Genomic DNA, 1034 nt, shown 5'->3' on the forward strand with positions numbered 1-1034 from the left:
GTCGGCAAGACGGGTAACGACTTGCACTATCGCGGGTACGACATTCTCGACGTCGCGAGTACGTGCGAGTTCGAGGAGATCGCGTATCTGCTCGTGCATGGCAAGTTGCCGAATGTCGCCGAGTTGAAGGCGTACAAGACGAAGCTCAAGGCGTTGCGTGGCTTGCCTGCGAATCTGAAAGCGGCGCTCGAGTGGATTCCCGCGTCGGCGCATCCGATGGATGTGATGCGCACCGGTGTATCGGTACTGGGCACGGTGCTGCCGGAGAAAGAAGACCACAACATCGCGGGCGCGAAAGATATCGCCGACCGCCTGATGGCCTCGCTTGGCTCGATGCTGCTCTACTGGTATCACTATTCGCATAACGGAAAGCGCATCGAAGTCGAAACCGACGACGATTCGATCGGCGGGCACTTCCTGCACTTGCTGCACGGTGCGGAGCCGTCGAAGTCGTGGGTCGAGGCGATGCATACGTCGCTCAACCTTTACGCCGAGCATGAGTTCAACGCGTCGACGTTCACTGGCCGCGTGATCGCCGGTACGGGTTCCGACGTTTATTCAGCGATTACCGGCGCGATCGGCGCCCTGCGCGGCCCGAAGCACGGCGGCGCGAACGAAGTCGCGTTCGAAATCCAGTCGCGCTACCAATCAGCCGACGAAGCGGAAACCGACATCAAGCGACGCGTCGAGAACAAGGAGGTCGTGATCGGCTTCGGCCATCCGGTGTACACGATCTCCGATCCGCGTAACAAGGTAATCAAGGAAGTTGCGAAGAAGCTGTCGAAAGAAGCTGGCGACATGAAGCTTTTCGATATCGCCGAGCGCCTCGAATCGGTGATGTGGGACGCGAAGAAGATGTTCCCGAACCTCGACTGGTTCAGCGCGGTTTCATATCACATGATGGGCGTGCCCACCGCGATGTTCACGCCGCTTTTCGTGATCTCGCGCACCGCGGGCTGGAGCGCGCACATCGTCGAGCAGCGCATCGACAACAAGATCATCCGGCCGAGCGCGAATTACACCGGTCCCGAGAA

Annotated in this window: 1 protein-coding gene; it reads left to right on the forward strand. The window is 59.6% G+C overall.

Going from position 1 to position 1034, the window contains the following annotated elements:
- Positions 1–1034 (forward strand): bifunctional 2-methylcitrate synthase/citrate synthase (gene prpC, locus AWB67_RS38440; protein ID WP_087660909.1); only part of this gene is annotated, 1034 nt, incomplete at both ends.

The sequence above is a fragment of the Caballeronia terrestris genome (assembly GCF_001544515.1).
GTDB classification, from domain to species: domain Bacteria; phylum Pseudomonadota; class Gammaproteobacteria; order Burkholderiales; family Burkholderiaceae; genus Caballeronia; species Caballeronia terrestris.